This window comes from Rikenella sp., assembly GCF_056799795.1.
The window spans coordinates 16,022-34,510 of sequence record NZ_JBQIQO010000014.1 but is presented as its reverse complement, the minus strand read 5'-3'; the positions used below and the strand labels follow the sequence as shown (position 1 = coordinate 34,510).

Here is an 18,489-nt window from a genome sequence, read left to right as displayed (position 1 = left end):
CCTCTTTAGGCGGGGCGCGCGGCTGTCCGACAGGAGGGTACTGCGCTCGGGCCGCGCAGGCCCCACGTCCCGTGGACGGGAAATGCTCGCGCATTTCCACTGGCAGCCTCTACCCGATTCTCTGTTCGCGCGCCTGCGCGATTCAACAATTTCGGTTCACCGCCGAAATTATTGAATCGCTTCTTTATGCGGGGCGCGCGATTAGTTTGAGGGGACTGTTCTCTTTGTGAACAAAGAGAACCAGAAAAACTTTAGAGCGCATCCCTGCGGGATGCTCTGGCCGGGTCTGCCCGCATACGCAAAGCCTCGGCCCAAATCACAAAATAGCCTCTACCCCTGTTCCCTGTCCGCGCGCCGGATACGGCGGAAACGCATCTTCAGAACCCCCCAGAATGCCTCGCCGAAAATCCCGCTGCTCATCTTCGAGCTCCCCCGAGTCCGATCCGTAAAAATAATCGGCACCTCCACGATCCGGAAACTCAGCTTCCACGCCGAATACTTCATCTCGATCTGGAACCCGTACCCCCGCATCCGGATCCGGTCAAAATCGATCGCCCGCAGCACCTCCGCCCGAAAACAGACGAACCCCGCCGTACAATCTCGAACCGGCATCCCCAACACCCGCCGCACATAAGCCGAAGCATAGTAAGACATAATCACCCGCCCGATCGGCCAGTTAATGACATTCACCCCCGTCACATACCGGGAGCCGATCGCCATGTCCGCTCCCTCGTCCGCACAAGCCCGCCAAAGCCGGATCAAATCCGCCGGATCGTGCGAAAAGTCACAATCCATCTCGAACACATAATCGTAGCCCCGCTCCAGAGCCCACCGGAAACCCGCGATATAAGCCGTTCCCAAGCCCTGCTTCCCCGACCGCTCCATCAGGTGGAGCCGCCCGGCATACCCCTCACGCCCCATCGCCTCGCGCACCACCTCCGCCGTCCCGTCCGGCGAGCCGTCGTCGATCACCAGCAGGTCGAACGGCTCCGGCAAACCGAAAACCCGCTCGATCATCGGCCCGATATTCTCGATCTCGTTATACGTCGGAAGAATGACTACCTTTTTCATCCCTGTACTGCTTCTGGATAAGACGTTAAAGATAGCGGAAATTTTCCTTATCTTTGGAAAATGAATTCCCCGAGCAAGATAATCGACCTTTTTTCCGGAACGCAACGCCTGCTCCGGCGGGTCGGCTGCCTGCTGGTGCTGGCGGGAACGATCCTCGCGGCCGATGCCCAACCCAAGAAAGGCCGCTTCCTCGCGCTGTTCGGCGCCCAGAAATTCCGACTCGACAACACCGTCTTCATCTCCACCGACTTCGAACACCGCAGCGTCTCGACCGAAATGGCCAAATGGCTGCGATCGGAAGGGGTGGCCGCATCCAACGCATTCCATAAGGCCCGGAACCGGATCTCGTTCGTGAAAGTCGCCTCGGTGCCGGGAGCCAAGGGGAGCGACGCCTGGCAGATCGAAGTGAAAGCCAAGCGGGTGACGGTCGCTTTCACCACCGAGACAGCTCTGCAAAACGCCATCGCCGCGTTGCAGGGAATGCTCGAACAGGACGAGGCGGGACGGCGCTATTTTCCCGCAGGGACACGGGTGGACTGGGGCGTGCAACACCAGCCGCAACCCAAACGCGAAGCCGTGGCGGACGCGGCGACCGCCATGCGGTCGGTGGACGAGCTGGAGACCGTCCTGAAACAGCTCAGCACCAAGTCCGGAGAGGTCTACCTCATGTTGGTGAGCACAGATAAGTGGCGGATGCAGTGCCCGTCGTTAGAGGCGGCCAGACTGACCGACCGGCTCTACTCGACGGACGGATACTACAACACCCGACAGCTGGAACAGCTGGCCGCGACGGCCAAACGCAGCCGCATCGAGGTGATACCGACGCTGGAGCTGCTGCACGAGAACAAACCCTTTACCGAAGCGTTCGGCCACTCGGTCTTCTCGGTCGAGGGGATGCGCCTCGTGCGGGCGGCCATCGAAGACTGTATCGACGCCATGCACCCGAAGAAGATCTGTATCGGGACGCTGTCGCCGAATACCGACATGCGCTATCTGGAATTCATCTCCAGCCTCGCTTCAATGTTGGAAGTCGAGCTGGTCATTATCGAATCCTAACCCATTCGGCCTCGGGAGACGAGGCCTTTTCCTTCCCATGCGAGCCCTGATACAACGAGTCGCCAACGCTTCCGTCACGGTGGACGGCACGCCGATTGCACAGATCGGAGCCGGGCTGCTGATCCTGCTCGGCATCACGACGGGCGACACCCGCGAAGAGGCGGAACGGTTGGCGGCGAAGATCGCGCGGCTGCGCATCTTCGCCGACGAGGCGCTGGCCATGAACCGGTCGCTGCTCGACACGGGCGGAGAGGCGCTGGTGGTGAGCCAGTTCACGCTCTACGCCTCGACCCGGAAGGGGAATCGGCCGTCGTTCATCGCGGCGGCACGGCCGGAGGAGGCGGAACCGCTCTACCGGTTCTTCGTCGAACGACTCCGCGAGGAGCTGGGGCGGCCGGTGGCCACGGGGCGGTTCGGGGCGGACATGCAGGTCGCACTCACCAACGACGGGCCGGTAACCATCGCCATCGACACCCGGGCTTGGGAGTGAGCGCTCCCCTCCGCTGCCCGCCCATACCATACCCTGACTGCACGAAGAAAACCCACACGCAAACATGGCGCACTTAGACGAAATCATCGCTCCCGTAGCGGCCGCTTTCGAGGCGTTCCGCGAGCGGCTCGACGCGGCCACGCGGTCGGAAGAGCCGTTCATGCGGCCCATCACACGCGACATTCTGCGGAGCGGAGGGAAGCAGATGCGGCCGCTGCTGACGCTGCTGGCGGCGGCGCTGCACGGCGAGGCCGGAGACCCGAAGGCACTGGCGGGGGCGGTGCTGATCGAGATGATCCACTGGTCGACGCTGGTGCACGACGACGTGATCGACGAGGCGTACGTGCGGCGGGGCGAGTGGACGCCGGGGGCGCTCCTGCGGTCGAAATCGGCGGTGCTGACGGGCGACTACCTCTTCTCGAAGGGGCTGGGACAGGCGGCGAGGGCGGGCTGTTTCGGGGCGATGCGGGCGACGACGCGGGCGATCGAGCTGCTGGTGGACGGAGAGCTGATGCAGATGGAGCATGCCCGGCGGATGGACACGACGGAGGCGGTCTACACGGAGATCATCCGTCACAAGACGGCGGCCTTGCTGGCGGCGGCGGCGGAGTGCGGCGCGCTGGCGGCCTGCGGCGACGATCCGGAGGCGGAGGGGGTGCGGAAGATGTACCGCTTCGGCGAGCTGCTGGGGCTGGCGTTCCAGATTCAGGACGACCTGCTCGACTTCGGCTTCGCGGCCAACGGCGATCCGCTGAAGACGGGGAAGGTGCTCTGCAACGACTTGCGGGAGCGGAAGATGACGCTGCCGCTGATCCGGGCGCTGGAGGGTGTCCCGGCTTCGACGCGGCGGCAGGCCTTGAAGCACTTGCGGCGGGCGGGGGAACGGAGCGCGTCGGTGGCGTGGCTGCGGGATTTCGTGGCGCAGAGCGACGGACCGGCCTATGCGGCGGGGGTGATGGGGCGGCACCATGCGGAGGCGGTGGGGCTGCTGGAGGCGTATCCGGAATCGCCGGTGAGACGGGCGTTGACGGCCTATGCGGACTATGTGGTGGGGCGGGCTTTCTAAATTCTCGATCTTCGATTTTTACACACAAGACTATGATACTCATTACGAACGCGCGGATTTGCAACGAGGGGGAGCTTTTCGAGGGGTGGCTGGCGATCGAGGGGGAGCGGATTGCGGACATCGGACGGGGGACGGAGTGTCCGGCGGCGGTGCGGGACGGTGCGACGGAGGTGCTGGATGCGGCAGGGGCGCTGGTGATGCCGGGGGTGATCGACGATCAGGTGCATTTCCGGGAGCCGGGGCTGACGGAGAAGGCGGATATCTTCTCCGAATCGCGCGCGGCGGCGGCGGGCGGGGTGACCTCTTACATGGAGATGCCGAACACGCGGCCGGCGGCGGTGACGATCGACCTCTTGGAGGAGAAATATGCCCGGGCGGCGGAGGTCTCGGCGGTCAACTACTCGTTCTACTTAGGGGCGACGAACGACAACCTGGCGGAGGTGGAGCGGCTCGATCCGGCGCGGAACTGCGGGGTGAAGGTCTTTATGGGCTCGTCGACGGGAAACATGCTGGTGGACAACGAGCAGACGCTGGGGGATATCTTCCGGCTGTCGCCGACGCTCGTGGCGACACACTGCGAGGACGAGGCGACGGTCAGGGCCAATCTGGCGGCGGCCACGGCGGCGTTCGGCGGGGAGATTCCGGTGGCGATGCACCCTTTCATCCGGAGTGCGGAGGCGTGCTACCGTTCGACGGCGCATGCGGTGGAGCTGGCGCACCGATACGGAGGGCGGCTCCATGTGCTGCACCTGAGCACGGCGCGGGAGCTGGAGCTGTTCGAGGCGGGTAAACCGCTGGAGGAGAAGCGGATCACGAACGAGGTGTGTGTGCATCACCTGTGGTTCGCGGCGGGGGACTATGCGGAGCGGGGGACGCGGATCAAGTGGAATCCGGCGGTGAAGTCGATCGCGGATCGGGAGGCGTTGCGGGCGGCGGTGCGGAGCGGACGGACGGATGTGGTGGCGACGGATCATGCGCCGCACCTGCTGAGCGAGAAACAGCGTCCGTATCTGGAAGCTCCGTCGGGAGGGCCGCTGGTGCAGCACTCGCTGCCGGCGATGCTGACGCTGGCCGGAGAGGGGATTTTTACGATACCGGAGGTGGTGGAGCGGATGTGTCATGCTCCGGCGCGGCTGTTCCGGATTCGGGAGCGGGGTTTCCTGCGGAAGGGCTATTTCGCGGACATCGCGATCGTGGATATGAAGGCGCTGTGGAGAGTAGTTCGCGGAACGGAGGGGACGGCGGAGGAGGAGCGGATTCTCTACAAATGCGGCTGGTCGCCGTTCGAGGGGGTGGAGTTCTCGGCGCGGGTGCGCCACACGTTCGTCAACGGGGCGCATGTCTACAACGCGGGGCGGATCAACGATGCTGTCCGGGGGGCGCGGCTGGAGTTCCGGGCGGAGTGATCTCCCCGGGAGGGGCTCCATGCGAGGCGGGGGCAGGGGTTTCGGAAACTTTTAGGAACCTTTTCGGGGCCTTTTCGGGCCCGCCCCGGGCTTCCGCGACGGGGGCATTGAAGGCACCTTGGGTAAACCGATGAAAGTCGGCAACAGCGGATACAGTTGGTCGACCAGAATCAGCAGCACCAACAGTATGCGTTTGAATTTCAATACGACACAACTCTCTCCGAGCCATGCTCACAACCGCAGCCTCGGTCTTCAGTTGCGGTGCCTCTCGGAATAAACGGGCACCCAAAGGGTGTTTTACTGGCCGTGTCTACCCATTTGTGCTTCTGCGGCTCTTTGAGCCGCAAGAGCTCGGCCCAAAGCACTACTCCGTGTCGGCCTCACTGCGGCTCCGCTATCGCTCCGCCGCGTTTTCGCGCGCCTTGGCGATCCATCTATATTCGGCTCACCGCCGAAATAGTTGAATCGCTTCTTTGGGCGGTGGCGCGCGGTTTGGTTTGAGGGGACTGGCCTCGGGCCGGCCGGGCCCCACGTCCCGTGGACGGGCGATGCTTACGCATCGCTGCGGCAGCCTCTACCCCAAGGCAGCCTCGGCCCAATTCTCCTTCCGCACGACGGGGCTCCGCTGGACTCAAGTGGAATGTGCGAACCATAGAAACGGAGAGGGAGGGATGACGCAAAACCCCAGCGGGGGGCTTTCCTACATTGCAGGAAAGCCCCCGGCTGGGGTTTATAACCTTTGTCTCCTCTGCTGTTGACAAGCGGGAGGAGGCCTGGTGGATGGTGCTAAGCGATAAACACGGCGCGGAGATACACTCCGCGCCGTGTAATGGCTTTACACGCGTCTATGCCTCAACGGCCAAGCCGTCTTGTGCAGCTTCCGCGGCTGTGGCTACGGCCTCCTTGGGCCCGACGATCAGGTCCTGGAACTGACGAGTCCCTGTACCGGCCGGAATCAGGTGACCGCAGATCACGTTCTCCTTGAGCTTTTCGAGCGGGTCGACTTTGGCGTTGATCGCTGCTTCGTTCAAGACTTTGGTGGTCTCCTGGAAGGAGGCGGCGGACATGAAGCTGCTGGTCTGCAAGGCGGCGCGGGTAATCCCCTGCAACACCTGATCCGAAGTTGCCGGCACGGCGTCGCGCACTTGCACCTCTGTCATATCCTTGCGACGCAGCATGGAGTTCTCGTCGCGAAGCTGGCGCAGGGTGATGATCTGGCCGGCACGCAAGGTCGCGGAGTCTCCGGCGTCGGTAACGACTTTCTTTTCGTAGATGTCGTCGTTCTCTTCCATGAAGTCCCATTTGTCGACGATCTGTTCGGGCAGGAAGCGGGTGTCTCCCGGGTCTTCGATGCGCACTTTGTTCATCATCTGGCGGACGATGATCTCGAAGTGTTTGTCGTTGATCTTCACGCCCTGCATGCGGTAGACTTCCTGAATCTCGTTGACGATGTACTCCTGCACTTTGGTCGGCCCCTGGATCGACAAGATATCGTCCGGAGTAATGGCTCCGTCGGACAGCGGCATGCCGGCGCGGATATAGTCGTTCTCCTGCACCAGGATCTGTCTGGAGAGCGGCACGAGGTATTTCTTCACTTCGCCGGTGCGCGAGGTGACGACGATCTCGCGGTTCCCGCGCTTGATCTTGCCGAATGATACTTCGCCGTCGATTTCCGACACGACTGCCGGGTTGCTGGGGTTCCGGGCTTCGAAGAGCTCGGTCACGCGGGGAAGACCCCCGGTGATGTCGCCTGCCTTACCGACTGCACGCGGAATCTTGATGAGGATATCCCCGGCAGCCACTTTGGCGTTCTCTTTGACGACGATATGGGCGCCCACCGGCAGGTTGTACTGCTTCTGTTCGTCGCCGTTCTTGTCGAGAATCCGGATGATCGGGTTCTTGGTCTTGTCGCGCGATTCGATAATCACTTTCTCGCGGTAACCGGTGGTTTCATCGGATTCTTCGCGATAGGTGACGTTCTCGATCACGCTGTCGAAGGTCACTTTACCGCCGAATTCGGAGATAATAACGGCGTTGTAGGGATCCCATTCGCAGAGCAAATCCCCTTTCGATACCTTATCGCCGGTATTCACATACAGGGTAGCCCCGTACGGCAGGTTGGCGTTATACAACGTCGCTCCGGTATTGTTATCTACGATCCGCAAATCGGCCAATCGGCTAATGACCATATAGACTTTCCGACCGGTATCGTCTTTGCGTTCGACCATGCGGAGTTCGTCGATCTCGATGTGCCCGTCGTATCTGGCCACGATCTTATTGTCGGCTGCCGAACCGCCGGCAACCCCCCCAACGTGGAAGGTACGGAGGGTCAGCTGGGTACCCGGTTCACCGATGGACTGGGCGGCAATAACCCCGACGACTTCTCCTTTCTGCACCATACGGCCGGTAGCCAGGTTCCGCCCATAGCACTTGGCGCACACGCCTTTCCGCGATTCGCAGGTGAGCACGGAGCGGATTTCGACCATCTCGACCGGGGAGTCTTCGATGGCTTTGGCGATCTCTTCGGTAATCTCTTCTCCGGCTTTGACGATCAGCTCGTTATTGAGCGGGTTATAGATGTCGTGCACGGAGGTACGCCCGAGAATCCGTTCGTACAGCGATTGCACCACCTCTTCGTTCCGCTTAATCGCCGTCGCCTGCAACCCGCGCAAGGTGCCGCAGTCTTCTTCGTTAATAATGACGTCCTGCGCCACGTCGACCAACCGACGGGTCAAATAACCGGCGTCGGCGGTCTTCAATGCGGTATCCGCAAGCCCCTTCCGCGCACCGTGGGTCGAGATGAAGTATTCGAGGACGCTCAACCCCTCCTTGAAGTTCGAAAGGATCGGGTTCTCGATAATCTGCGCCGCTTCGGCGGTGGATTTCTGCGGCTTGGCCATCAAACCACGCATCCCGGAGAGCTGACGAATCTGCTCTTTGGAACCCCGGGCTCCGGAGTCGAGCATCATGTAAACCGGGTTGAAGCCCTGATCGTCTTCGGTCAGCTGCTTCAGCACGGTGTGGGTCAACTTGGAGTTGGTGTGCGTCCAGATGTCGATGATCTGGTTGTACCGTTCATTATTGGTAATGAACCCCATGTTGTAGTTCTCCATCACTTCGGCGACCTGATCGTAACCGTCCTGCACGAGGGCTTCCTTCTCTTTCGGGATAATGACGGCATCGAGGTTGAAGCTCAAGCCGCCCCGGAAGGCCATCTTGTACCCGAGGGCCTTGATATCGTCCAGGAAGTTCGCCGTCACCGCCGCGCCGCACTGTTTCATCACATCGCCGATGATATCGCGCAAGGACTTCTTGGTCAGCAGGAGGTTGATATACCCCACCTGTTTCGGCACCACCTGGTTGAAGATGATCCGCCCGACGGTGGTGTCGATGATGTTCCCGGGCCCGAGCCGCAGTTTCACTTCGGCGTGCAAATCCACCCGTCCCTCATTGTGTGCGATAATCGCCTCTTCGGCCGAGTAGAAGACGAGTCCCTCGCCCTTAACCCCCTTGCGCGGTTTGGTGATGTAATAAAGCCCCAAGACCATGTCCTGAGAGGGCACGGTGATCGGCGCTCCATTGGCGGGGTTGAGGATGTTGTGCGACCCGAGCATCAAGAGCTGCGCCTCCAAAATCGCAGCATTCCCCAACGGCAAGTGCACGGCCATCTGGTCGCCGTCGAAGTCGGCGTTGAATGCCGTACAAGCCAGCGGGTGCAGCTGCAATGCTTTCCCTTCGATCAACTTCGGCTGGAAGGCCTGAATCCCCAAGCGGTGCAGCGTAGGAGCACGGTTCATCAAAACCGGATGCCCTTTGATGACGTTTTCGAGGATGTCCCAGATGACAGGATCTTTGCGGTCGATGATCTTCTTGGCGCTCTTAACGGTCTTGACAATCCCGCGTTCGATGAGTTTCCGCACGACGAAGGGTTTGTACAACTCCGCGGCCATGTCCTTGGGAATCCCCATCTCGTGCATCTTCAGCTCCGGCCCGACGACGATCACGGAACGGGCGGAATAGTCCACGCGTTTCCCGAGCAGGTTCTGACGGAAACGACCCTGTTTCCCTTTCAAACTGTCGGAGAGCGATTTCAAGGGCCGGTTGGACTCGGTTTTCACGGCATTCGACTTGCGTGAATTGTCGAACAGGCTGTCCACCGCTTCCTGCAACATGCGTTTCTCGTTCCGCAAGATAACTTCGGGGGCCTTGATCTCGATCAGACGTTTCAACCGGTTGTTCCGGATAATCACCCGCCGATAAAGGTCGTTCAAGTCGCTCGTAGCGAACCGCCCCCCATCGAGCGGCACGAGCGGCCGCAGTTCCGGCGGAATCACGGGTATGACGCGCATGACCATCCACTCGGGCTTGTTCACTTCCCGGCTGGCGCGGAAGGCTTCGACGACGTTCAACCGCTTCAAGGCTTCGCTCTTCCGCTGCTGGGAGGTCTCGGTGGATGCTTTATGCCGCAGGGAGTATGACAGTTCGTCGAGGTCGATGCGTTGCAGCATGAGTTCTAAGGCCTCGGCTCCCATCATGGCGATGAATTTATTGGGGTCGCTGTCTTCCAAGGCGCGGTTCCCTTTGGGCAGGGTGTCGAGGATGTCGAGGTACTCTTTTTCGGTGAGCAAATCGCCTTCTTCCACATTTTCTGCGGCGCCTTTCTGGATCACGATGTACCGTTCGTAATAGATGATCATGTCCAGTTTCTTGGTCGGTATCCCGAGGAGGTAGCCGATCTTATTCGGCAGGCTCCGGAAGTACCAGATATGGGCCACGGGCACGACCAATTGGATGTGTCCCATCCGCTCGCGGCGCACTTTCTTCTCGGTCACTTCGACGCCGCAGCGGTCGCAGACGATCCCTTTATACCGAATGCGTTTGTATTTGCCGCAGTGGCACTCGTAGTCTTTCACGGGGCCGAAAATGCGCTCGCAAAACAAGCCGTCGCGCTCGGGCTTGTAGGTCCGGTAGTTGATGGTCTCGGGCTTCAGTACTTCACCGCTGGATTTCTCCAAAATCTGCTCGGGGGAGGCCAGGGAGATGGTGATCTTCTGGTAGTTCCCGGGGGCTTTCGTTTCTTTATTATTATATGCCATGTCTTCGTCTTGTTTAAACTGTCTAATCAATCATTCTCTTGCGTGTGTCTGTTGTTCTTCGGTCTGTGAAACCGGAGGACGCTGTCGTTTCGATACATAGCGTATCGTATAACCATTTGGTTATTCAACAACGTTGAACCTGCTTTCGGGTAACTGCTTTGTCCGCGCGCCTGGGAAATTCATCCGTTTCAACGAGCGTTGAAACGGTGTATTTCCTGTTAAGGCGTGGCGCGCGGTCGAGCTGGAACTGCCCTCAAGCCGGGCGGGCTGTTCTTTTTGTGAACAAAAAGAACCAAAAAAACTTTCACGGATGCTGACGCATCCGATGACGGTTCTTCGTGGGGTCACAATAAGAACAGTTCCGTACGGTTCAAAAAACGAAAGAACAAAAACTACTCGACCAAAGAGTGATTATTCGAGTTTGACATTCAGGCCGAGGCCGGTGAGTTCGTGCAGGAGGACGTTCATGGCCTCCGGGATGCCCGGCTGAGGCATGTTGTCGCCTTTGACGATCGCTTCGTATGCTTTGGCGCGGCCCACGACGTCGTCCGACTTGATGGTCAGGATTTCCTGGAGGATATTAGCCGCCCCGAATGCTTCGAGGGCCCAGACTTCCATCTCCCCGAAACGCTGGCCCCCGAACTGAGCTTTACCGCCCAGCGGCTGCTGGGTGATGAGCGAGTACGGGCCGATCGAACGGGCGTGCATCTTGTCGTCGACCATGTGGCCGAGTTTCAGCATATAGATAACCCCTACGGTAGCGGGCTGGTGGAACATTTCGCCTGTCCCGCCGTCGTAAAGATAGGTCCGGCCGGAGTGAGGAATGCCTGCTTTTTCGGCATACTCGTTGATTTCGTCCAGCGTCGCGCCGTCGAAAATCGGGGTGGCGAATTTAACCCCCAGCTCGCGCCCTGCCCATCCGAGCACGGTTTCGTAGATCTGCCCGAGGTTCATACGGCTCGGCACACCCAGCGGGTTCAGCACGATATCCACGATCGTCCCGTCCGCGAGGAAGGGCATATCTTCGTCGCGCACCACTTTGGCCACGATCCCTTTGTTACCGTGCCGGCCGGCCATCTTATCCCCGACGCGCAGTTTGCGTTTCTTGGCGATGTAGACTTTGGCGAGCTGGATAATCCCGGCGGGAAGTTCGTCGCCGTTGGTGATGTTGTATTTCTCGCGTTTGAGGTGTGCGTCGAGCTCCTTGTATTTGATAATGAAGTTGTTGATCAGGGCTTTGATCAGTTCGTTCTTATCTTTGTCGGAGGTCCACTTCGTCGGGTTGATGTTCAGGTAGTCGAGTTCCTGCAAAGCTTTCTGCGTGAACTTGTTCCCTTTGTCGATCACTTCCATGCCGAAGTAGTCGTGCACGCCGGTCGAGGTCTTGCCGTTGACGAGCGACCAGAGTTTGGAGACGAGTATCTCGCGCAGCGCCGCGACTTCTTTGTTGAAGTTCTCTTCGGCGCGTTCGATCTGGGCTTTTTCGCTGGGTTTCCCCTTTTTGCCGGTGGTCTCTTTCCCGGCGCGGGAGAAGAGTTTCTTGTCCACAACGACCCCGAACAAGGACGGCTGGGCCTTGAGCGAAGCGTCTTTCACGTCGCCTGCCTTGTCCCCAAAAATCGCCCGCAGGAGCTTTTCTTCCGGACTCGGGTCGGATTCGCCTTTCGGCGTGATCTTCCCGATGAGGATATCGCCCGGCTTCACGTTGGCGCCGATGCGGATCACGCCGTTTTCGTCCAGGTCGCGCGTCGCATCTTCGCTGACGTTCGGAATGTCGCTGGTAAGCTCTTCCACCCCGCGCTTGGTGTCGCGCACTTCCATAATATACTCGTCGACGTGCACGGAGGTGAAGATATCCTCGCGCATCATCCGCTCGGAGATGACGATAGCGTCTTCGAAGTTATACCCCTGCCACGGCATGAAAGCGACCTTGAGGTTCCGCCCCAGAGCCAATTCTCCCTTTTCGGTGGAGTAGCCCTGGGTCAATATCTGACCGGCCACAACGCGCTCGCCTTTCCGAACCATCGGCTTCAAGGTGATCGAGGTGCTCTGGTTGGTCTTCCGATATTTGGGCAGCTTGTATACGGTCACTTCCGGATCGAACGAAACGAATTTCTCGTCTTCTGTCCGGTCGTACTTGATGTGGATTTCGGTCGAGTCCGAATGCACGATCTCGCCATCCCGCTCCGCAACGACCTGGGTACGGCTGTCCCCAACAACAGCCCCTTCGAGGCCCGTCCCGACGATGGGCGCCTCTGACCGCAAGAGCGGCACGGCCTGGCGCATCATGTTCGATCCCATCAAGGCTCGGTTGGCGTCGTCGTGTTCGAGGAAGGGAATCAACGATGCGGCAATGGAGGCGATCTGGTTGGGAGCGACGTCCATAAGCTGCACCTGATCCGGACTCACCACGGGGAAGTCTCCGTCGAGTCTGGCTTTAATCTGCTCGTCGGTCAGTGTCCCGTCGTTCGCTACGGTAGCCTCGGCCTGAGCGATCACGAGCCCTTCTTCTTCCTCGGCGCTATAGAATTTGATGTGCGAGTTGTCGGTATCCACTTTCCCGCCTTCGACGGTGCGATACGGGGTCTCGATGAAGCCCATGTCGCTGATCTTGGCGAACACGCACAGGGAGGAGATCAACCCGATGTTCGGCCCTTCAGGGGTTTCGATCGGGCACAGCCGCCCATAATGGGTATAGTGCACGTCGCGCACTTCAAAACCCGCCCGTTCCCGCGACAGACCGCCCGGCCCCAAAGCTGACAAACGCCGCTTATGGGTCAATTCGGCCAGGGGGTTGGTCTGATCCATGAACTGGCTGAGCTGGTTGGTGCCGAAGAAGGAGTTGATCACAGAGGACAGGGTCTTGGCGTTGATCAAGTCCACGGGGGTAAACACTTCATTGTCGCGCACGTTCATCCGTTCGCGGATGGTTCTGGCCATCCGGGCAAAACCGACGCTGAACTGATTGGCGAGCTGCTCGCCGACGGTTCGCACCCGTCGATTACTCAAGTGGTCGATGTCGTCGACGTCGGTCTTGGAGTTGATCAGCTGGATGAGGTACTTGATGATGGCGATCATGTCCTCGCGGGTCAAGACCTTGACTTCGCTCGGGATGTCGAGGTTCAGTTTCTTGTTGATCCGAAACCGGCCGACATCGCCCAGGTCGTACCGCTTGTCGGAGAAGAAGAGTTTGTCGATGACGTCCCGGGCGGTAGCCTCGTCCGGCGGCTCGGAGTTGCGAAGCTGTCTGTAAATATACACCACGGCTTCTTTTTCCGAGTTGCAGGGGTCTTTCTGCAAGGTGTTGTAGACGATGGAGTAGTCATTTGCGGAAGCCATCTCTTTGTGCAAGAGGAGGGTCTTCTCGCCCGACTCGAGAATGTCGTCGATGTGCTCTTCGGCCAGCACGGTCTCGCGGTCGATGATGATCTCGTTCCGCTCGATGGATACGACTTCGCCGGTGTCTTCATCGACGAAGTCTTCTGTCCACGATTTCAAAACCCGTGCGGCGAGTTTCCTGCCGACTGCCTTTTTCAGGTTGGCTTTATTGACTTTGATCTCGTCGGCGAGACCGAAAATTTCGAGGATCTGCCGATCGCTCTCGAAGCCGATGGCGCGCAACAGGGTCGTGACGGGCAGCTTCTTCTTCCGGTCGATGTAGGCGTACATCACGTTATTGATGTCGGTCGCGAATTCGATCCAGGAGCCTTTGAACGGAATAATACGCGCACTGTACAGCTTCGTCCCATTCGAGTGCATGCTCTGACCGAAGAATACGCCGGGAGACCGATGGAGCTGCGATACGATCACGCGCTCGGCTCCATTGATCACGAATGTCCCGCGAGGGGTCATATAGGGCACGGCACCGAAGTAGACGTCCTGGATCACGGGGTCGAAATCCTCATGCTCCGGGTCGGTACAGTACAATTTCAGCTTGGCCTTCAAGGGCACGCTGTAGGTCAGGCCGCGCTCCAGACACTCGTCGATGGAGTATCTCGGGGGGTCGATATAGTAGTCGATGAATTCGAGGACGAAGTTGTTGCGGGTGTCGGTGATGGGGAAGTTCTCCATGAACACTTTGTACAACCCTTCGTCGAGCCGGTTCTCGGCTGTGGTCTCGAGCTGAAAGAAATCTTTGAAGGATTTCAGCTGTACCTCCAAAAAGTCGGGATAGGCCATCCGGAGATCGGAGGAGGCGAAGCTGATGCGTTGCGGGTGCGATTGAGTCCCGCTGGGGGTGGCTTTCGTCGGCATGTTCGCTTTTTACGAATGAGTAATGTGTTGAACAGCGCTAAATCTAGGTTCCAGAACTTTCTTCTCCTGTCTCTTTCGTTCGCTTTTTACACGCCATTCTTTGTGCCGGATAGAACCGTACCTTTCTTGAAAGAAAGGTACCCAAAGAACTTTCATGATAGCTACGCTACGCCTTAGGCTCCGCAGTCCTCATGTTTCGCGACTGCTTTTGGGTCGGGGTTGTAGCGCGCTTCATGCGAGCTAAACCTTATGGCGCGCTACAACTCCCGGCCCAAAAAAGAGTCCGAGACTTGGGCCGCCGGCAGCTGGAGGATGCGCAAGCATCCGTCGAAAGTCTTTTTGGTTCTTTTTCTTCAGAAAAAGAACGGTACCCTCCAACACAAGGTAAAGGGTGCAAAAAATGAACGATGACGAAAAAGGAGTAAGCAGACCGTTCCGGAGGAGGAGGGGGTGTTTCTTGTCCGGGTCGCCTTTAGCCTGCGAGGCGGACAACTCTGCTCCCCTGCTCTTGTGGGTCTGTTATTTCCTTGTGCTGAGGGCCGTCCGAGGGGCGGCTTCGGCGGGTGGTGTTCGAGGGCGCGGAAGGAGGCGCTTTCAAAAACCAGAAAAAGGTGCAAAGCCCACGCGAGGTGAGCCTTACACCGTTCATGATTCCCGGGATGGTGGTTTTCAGCGCGTTAGGGTGAAAGCCGAGTGGGTATCCCGGAAAGATGGGAAGCGTCTTACTTCAGTTCGACTTCTGCGCCTGCTTCTTCGAGCTGTGCTTTCAGGGATTCGGCTTCTTCTTTCGAAACGCCTTCTTTCACTGCTTTCGGTGCGCCGTCTACGAGGTCTTTTGCTTCTTTCAGGCCGAGACCGGTGAGTTCTTTCACCACTTTCACTACCTGCAATTTAGCCTGGCCGCCGGATTTGAGGATCACGTCGAACGAGCTCTTTTCTGCTGCGCCGCCTGCTTCGCCGCCTGCGGCCGGTGCTGCTACTGCGACTGCTGCTGCGGCCGGTTCGATCCCGTATTCGTCTTTGAGGATGGTTGCGAGTTCGTTGACTTCTTTAACGGTCAGGTTTACCAGCGATTCTGCCAGTGCTTTGATGTCTGCCATCTTGGGTATTGGTTTGAATGGTTATTAATTGGCTTGTTTGTCTCCTTCCGAGGGATGTTACCGCTACCTTTGGGCCCGGACGTCCGGTTTCACGCGTGGGTTCGGAGGGTCTCTCCGACGGGTGGAACCTGTCACGGTTGTCGTGGGTCTACTCGGTGTCGCGCCCCTCTTCTTGGGGTTACAAACGGGTTTTCGGTTTTCGAGGTATCAGGCGGCTATGCTGCGATGGTGCTGCATGGGTCGCCGATGCCGATTACTGTGCCCGGTTTTCCAAGGCTTTGACGAGCCCGGAGATTTTTCCGCCAGCAGATCCCTGCAAAGCCGAGATAACGTTCTTGGCGGGGGATTGAAGCAGGCTGATAACGTCGCCGATGAGTTCTTCGCGGGATTTGATGTTGACGAGCGCTTCGAGCGATGCTTCGCCCATATAGACGCATTCGTCGACATAAGCCGCTTTGAGCATGGGCTTATCGCCGCCTTTGTCTTTGCGGAATGCTTTGATCAGTTTGGCGGGTGCGTTCCCGGTGTTGGAGAACATAATGGAGGTGGAGCCTTCCAAAACGCCTACCAGTTCCTGGTCTGCTTTGCCGGTCTGTTCCAAGGCTTTGCCGAGCAGGGTGTTCTTGACGACGATCAGTTTGATCTCCTTTTCGAAGCAGGAGCGACGCAAGGCTGCGGTTTGCTCTGCATTCATGCCGGAGATGTCGGCGAGGTAGAAGTGGGTATAGGTTCCGAGCTGATCGGCTAAACTCTTGATTACTTCGGATTTTTGTTCCTTTCTCATCTCTCAGTTTCTTGTGGTTAGTCGATTAGTCTACGGATTTCGGGTCGATCTGCAAACCGGGGCTCATGGTGGTGGAGAGGTAGATGCTCTTCACGTAGGTCCCTTTGGCAGCTGCGGGTTTGAGTTTCAGGATGGTGCGCAGGAACTCTTTGGCGTTGTCTTCGATCTGTTTGGCTTCGAAAGAGACTTTCCCGATAGAGGTGTGCACGATCCCGAATTTATCGACTTTGAAGTCGATTTTCCCGGCTTTGACTTCTTCGACTGCTTTGCCGACTTCCATGGTTACGGTACCGGTCTTGGGGTTGGGCATGAGGCCTCGGGGGCCGAGCACGCGGCCCAAGGCGCCGACTTTGGCCATGACGTTCGGGGTACAGATAATGACGTCGACATCGGTCCACCCTCCCTTGATTTTCTCTACGTATTCGTCGAGGCCGACAAAATCTGCGCCTGCTGCATTAGCTTCGGCTTCTTTGTCGGGGGTGCAGAGAACGAGTACGCGAACGGTTTTCCCCGTCCCATGAGGCAAGGTAACGACGCCGCGGACCATCTGGTTGGCTTTCCGGGGGTCGACGCCGAGACGGACGTCGATGTCGACGGAGGCGTCGAATTTGGTGAAGGTGATGTCTTTGAGCAATGCCGCTGCTTCGTCCACTTTGTGAACTTTTCCGGGTTCTACTTTGGCGAGGACGGCTTTTCTATTTTTGGTCAGTTTCATAGGGTGTGGTCTCCTCTCCTCGGTTAGTTGTTTGTCGGAAATTCACCGGTGACGCTGATCCCCATACTGCGGGCGGTACCTGCGACCATCCGCATGGCGGATTCGACGGTGAAGCAGTTCATGTCTTCCATCTTCTCTTTGGCGATGGTCTGGATCTGTTCCCAGGTCACGGAGGCGACTTTTTTCCGGTTGGGTTCAGCAGAACCTGACTGAATCTTAGCGGCTTCTTTGAGCTGTACTGCCACCGGGGGTTGTTTGACGATGAAGTCGAAGGACTTGTCGCTGTAAACGGTAATGACCACGGGCAGTACTTTGCCTGCTTTGTCCTGCGTCTTTGCGTTGAATTGCTTGCAGAACTCCATGATATTGACCCCCTTGGAACCCAAGGCGGGGCCTACGGGCGGCGAGGGGTTCGCCGCGCCACCTTTGATTTGCAGTTTGATGAAACCTGCAACTTCTTTGGCCATAGTGCGTGTCTAAAAAATCGTGTGATTACTCTTTTTCTACTTGCATAAAACTCAGTTCCATCGGAGTCTTACGCCCGAATATCTTGACGGAAACGTGGAGTTTTTTCCGTTCGTTGTCGACTTTTTCGATGGTGCCGACGAAGGAAGCAAAGGGTCCGTCGATCACCTTGACGGATTCGCCTTCCACGTAAGGGGTTTCGTTTTCTTCCTCTTGCGTGGCGAGCTCGTCCACCCGACCCAGAATCCGACTGACTTCCTGCGGCCTGAGAGGGGTGGCTTGCAGGGTGGATTCTTTGGTGTCGCTCAAAAAGCCGAGTACGTTCGGGGCGTTTCTCAAGATATGCGGTATTTCGCCCACGAGGGCGGCTTGTACCAAGACGTAGCCGGGATAGGAAATGCGTTCTTTGGTGATTTTCTTCCCGTTGCGTACCTGATATACTTTTTCGGTGGGAATAAGCACTTGGGCGATGGAGTCTTCCAGGTGCAAGGTGCGGATCTCGGATTCGAGATATTCCTTGACTTTTTTCTCTTTACCGCCGATGGCGCGTATGACGTACCATTCCAGGACGGGTTTTTCTCCGTTGCTCATTCCGCGTGTACTAATATTCTGAAAACCTACTTGCTGTGGGTGCGATGGGGATCGCGCCGGAAGGGGGGTAAATTACGGGGCTAATACAAAATGCTGTATATGCCTTTCATAATGGTTTCGAAGCTGATGTCCATGGCGAGGATCACGAGGGCCAGGATCAGGGAGGCGATCATGACGACGATGGCGCTGTTCTGGAGGGAGTTCCAGGAGGGCCAGGTGACTTTGTGGACGAGTTCGTTGTATGCTTCTTTGAAGTAGGTGGATTTCATAATCGGGGTTCCATTAAAAACGGGAGAGGAGTGGTGTGCTCCTCGTCCGAATGGGATATATTTCTGCTGTGTATCTGGTTCGAGGTCGCCTGGGGGGTCGAAATGATCTCGACAGGTTCCGGTCGT

The 18,489-nt window shown here is 58.2% G+C and carries 14 protein-coding genes; 5 read left to right on the top strand and 9 right to left on the bottom strand.

The window, feature by feature from the left end:
* Positions 1 to 330 precede the first annotated feature (330 nt).
* Positions 331 to 1,071 (bottom strand): polyprenol monophosphomannose synthase, encoded by a 741-nt coding sequence (locus ACTO3O_RS05070; protein WP_297830113.1) that lies wholly within the window; start codon positions 1,069 to 1,071, stop codon positions 331 to 333.
* Positions 1,072 to 1,131: 60 nt separating this feature from the next.
* Between ACTO3O_RS05070 and ACTO3O_RS05065 the strand changes: the two genes are divergently transcribed.
* The 5 genes from ACTO3O_RS05065 (at position 1,132) to ACTO3O_RS05045 (ending at position 5,366) form a co-directional block, all read left to right on the top strand.
* On the top strand, positions 1,132 to 2,127 hold the full coding sequence (locus ACTO3O_RS05065) for a hypothetical protein (RefSeq protein WP_297830115.1): 996 nt from the start codon (positions 1,132 to 1,134) through the stop codon (positions 2,125 to 2,127).
* 37 nt (positions 2,128 to 2,164) lie between these two features.
* Positions 2,165 to 2,617: a D-aminoacyl-tRNA deacylase gene (gene dtd / locus ACTO3O_RS05060; RefSeq protein WP_297830117.1), complete on the top strand. Its 453-nt coding sequence runs from the start codon at positions 2,165 to 2,167 to the stop codon at positions 2,615 to 2,617.
* 64 nt (positions 2,618 to 2,681) lie between these two features.
* A complete protein-coding gene (locus tag ACTO3O_RS05055) occupies positions 2,682 to 3,683 on the top strand; it encodes a polyprenyl synthetase family protein (protein ID WP_297830118.1) in 1,002 nt (333 codons plus the stop codon).
* A 32-nt stretch (positions 3,684 to 3,715) separates the two neighbouring features.
* Positions 3,716 to 5,089, top strand: a complete 1,374-nt coding sequence (locus ACTO3O_RS05050) for a dihydroorotase (protein WP_297830120.1) — start codon at positions 3,716 to 3,718, stop codon at positions 5,087 to 5,089.
* Positions 5,090 to 5,219: 130 nt separating this feature from the next.
* A complete protein-coding gene (locus ACTO3O_RS05045; protein ID WP_297830123.1) occupies positions 5,220 to 5,366 on the top strand; it encodes a hypothetical protein in 147 nt (48 codons plus the stop codon).
* A gap of 568 nt (positions 5,367 to 5,934) precedes the next feature.
* Here ACTO3O_RS05045 and rpoC read toward each other — a convergent pair.
* The 8 genes from rpoC to secE all read right to left on the bottom strand — a co-directional run bounded on the left by rpoC (position 5,935) and on the right by secE (position 18,363).
* Entirely contained in the window at positions 5,935 to 10,185 is a 4,251-nt protein-coding gene (rpoC, locus tag ACTO3O_RS05040; RefSeq protein WP_297830125.1) for a DNA-directed RNA polymerase subunit beta', read from the bottom strand.
* 411 nt (positions 10,186 to 10,596) lie between these two features.
* Positions 10,597 to 14,439, bottom strand: coding sequence for a DNA-directed RNA polymerase subunit beta (rpoB, locus tag ACTO3O_RS05035; RefSeq protein ID WP_297830127.1), 3,843 nt, complete (start codon positions 14,437 to 14,439; stop codon positions 10,597 to 10,599).
* A 722-nt stretch (positions 14,440 to 15,161) separates the two neighbouring features.
* On the bottom strand, positions 15,162 to 15,539 hold the full coding sequence (gene rplL / locus ACTO3O_RS05030; RefSeq protein WP_294592379.1) for a 50S ribosomal protein L7/L12: 378 nt from the start codon (positions 15,537 to 15,539) through the stop codon (positions 15,162 to 15,164).
* A gap of 253 nt (positions 15,540 to 15,792) precedes the next feature.
* Positions 15,793 to 16,323, bottom strand: a complete 531-nt coding sequence (rplJ, locus tag ACTO3O_RS05025) for a 50S ribosomal protein L10 (protein ID WP_294592381.1) — start codon at positions 16,321 to 16,323, stop codon at positions 15,793 to 15,795.
* 25 nt (positions 16,324 to 16,348) lie between these two features.
* The gene (gene rplA / locus ACTO3O_RS05020) at positions 16,349 to 17,038 is read right to left on the bottom strand and encodes a 50S ribosomal protein L1 (protein WP_297830129.1); all 690 of its coding nucleotides are present in this window, start codon (positions 17,036 to 17,038) and stop codon (positions 16,349 to 16,351) included.
* A 23-nt stretch (positions 17,039 to 17,061) separates the two neighbouring features.
* Positions 17,062 to 17,505, bottom strand: coding sequence for a 50S ribosomal protein L11 (rplK, locus tag ACTO3O_RS05015; RefSeq protein ID WP_294592387.1), 444 nt, complete (start codon positions 17,503 to 17,505; stop codon positions 17,062 to 17,064).
* Between the two features lie 25 nt (positions 17,506 to 17,530).
* Positions 17,531 to 18,094 carry a transcription termination/antitermination protein NusG gene (gene nusG / locus ACTO3O_RS05010; RefSeq protein ID WP_294592390.1) on the bottom strand — a complete coding sequence of 188 codons (564 nt, stop codon included), beginning with the start codon at positions 18,092 to 18,094 and terminating at the stop codon, positions 17,531 to 17,533.
* Positions 18,095 to 18,174: 80 nt separating this feature from the next.
* On the bottom strand, positions 18,175 to 18,363 hold the full coding sequence (gene secE / locus ACTO3O_RS05005; protein ID WP_297830132.1) for a preprotein translocase subunit SecE: 189 nt from the start codon (positions 18,361 to 18,363) through the stop codon (positions 18,175 to 18,177).
* Positions 18,364 to 18,489 lie beyond the last annotated feature (126 nt).